The sequence below is a fragment of the Gordonia sp. 852002-51296_SCH5728562-b genome, from assembly GCF_001665475.1.
GTDB lineage: Bacteria > Actinomycetota > Actinomycetes > Mycobacteriales > Mycobacteriaceae > Gordonia > Gordonia sputi.
On the sequence record NZ_LZMI01000042.1, the window covers coordinates 1 to 1,658 of the forward strand.

At 63.8% G+C, this 1,658-nt stretch carries 1 protein-coding gene; it reads right to left on the reverse strand.

Features of this window, described 5'->3' with window-relative positions; genetic code table 11:
- Nucleotides 1-177 precede the first annotated feature (177 nt).
- Nucleotides 178-1,572, reverse strand: a complete 1,395-nt coding sequence (locus tag A5766_RS07840) for an IS1380 family transposase (protein WP_005207354.1) — start codon at nt 1,570-1,572, stop codon at nt 178-180.
- Nucleotides 1,573-1,658 lie beyond the last annotated feature (86 nt).

Sequence of the window (1,658 nt, forward strand, 5' to 3'; positions counted from 1 at the left end):
CCTAGCCTCGAAGTTTCGTGAGGTGGCGGTCGGTCGTTGAGTGGTCCGGATGGTGTGGTCTGAGGACCGGATTCCGGACCGGGGCCGTGATGAGGCGCCCGAGGCGTCGGTGGGCGTCGGGGTTCACGGCCCCGAAATTGTGTGCCTTTCAGTCGGTGGTCAGGACGGCTGGTGGGGTTAGCCGGGGTCGGGAAGTGCTGTGAGCCTTGCTATTGCGTCGAGAAGAAGAGTCATGTGGGGTGCGTGGGCGGCCAACTTCAGTCGGGTTCGGCGGGCGTGGCGGCTGATCTTGGCGGCGATGGTGAACACGCGGTGGCGTAGGCGTTTGGGTTCCCACCGGCGGGCCTGGGTGTCGGTGAACGCGAGCATCTGAGTCCAGGCGATCAACTCGCATGCGATTTCGACGATGACGCACCAGATGCGGTTGGCGTCGAAGCCGTGCAGGGGCAGGTTGGTCAGTCCGCAGTCTTTGGTGGTGCGGATGCGGTCTTCGCAGCGGGCTCGTCGGCGATGTCGTAGTTCGAGGTCGGCGAGTTGACCACGAACAGTGTTGGTGGCAAATGCGGTCAACCGCAAACCATCTCGGTCGGTGAAGCGTAGCTGGGCGCCGGGATGGGGTTTCTCTTTACGCACGATCACCCGCATACCGTCGGGCCAGGTACTCAGGTCGAGGACACCGGTCAACTCGGCCACCCACGCCCCGTCGCGTTCGGTACCGTCGGCGTCGTAGGCCGGTGTCCACACCTGGGGTGAGAGACCGTCGATGGCCTCGGCGATCGGCTCGGTCAGGCCGAACCCGACCGAATACGCCAGCCGCCGCTTGTGCAGGTAGTTCAGGAAGTCGTGGGTGCCGCCGGCCGAGTCGGTACGCACCAGCACCGTTTTACCGACCCGATACCCGCTGACCTGCGGTAGCTGTGCCAGCGCGTGGGCGGTGACGGTGATGTGGTCGGCGGCGGTGTTGGCCCCGGCATTACCGGCCCGCAACTCGATCGCCAGGGGTTCACCAGTCCCGGCACTGCCATGATCAACGAACGCACACAAGGGGTGAAAACCGAAGCCACGCTTATAGGTTGGGGCCGCGTGTTCTTTCTCCGAATGTGCGGTCACCAACGTCGCATCCAAGTCGATGACCAGCGGATCGTGCGCGTCGCGACCATGGTCGGGAGCGGTATCGCCAGCGCAGTGCCACGCCCGGGTTCGGGCGCGCGCACGACCCGAAGCGATCGCGGTCAGTACTGCCGGCGCATCAGCAGCCAGGGTGGCGATCAGTCGTGACACCGTCGGATCAGAAGCGATCTGCCCAAACACCGCCGGATCGGCTCGCAGTTGGTTGATGTCGGCCAGACAGTCACCGCCGACCGCGACCGCGACCGCCAGATCCAGCAGGATCTTGCCCGGATCATGAGTGGCCAAAGGCTTACGCCACGGCATCAACGCATCGGACAATGCTGTGGTCAGACGCGTTTTCTCCGCAGCACGCAGCAACACTGTGGCCCCAGCATGCGACACGATCCCGGTTCCCGACCCATCAGCGGACAACTGCGGATACGGCGACGTAGACTTACTCACCAGATTGGTGCTCCTCGATCATGAGATATTCGGACCTTCGCAAGTCGAATTATCCCAGGTCAGGGCACCAATCTTCGTTTACGACA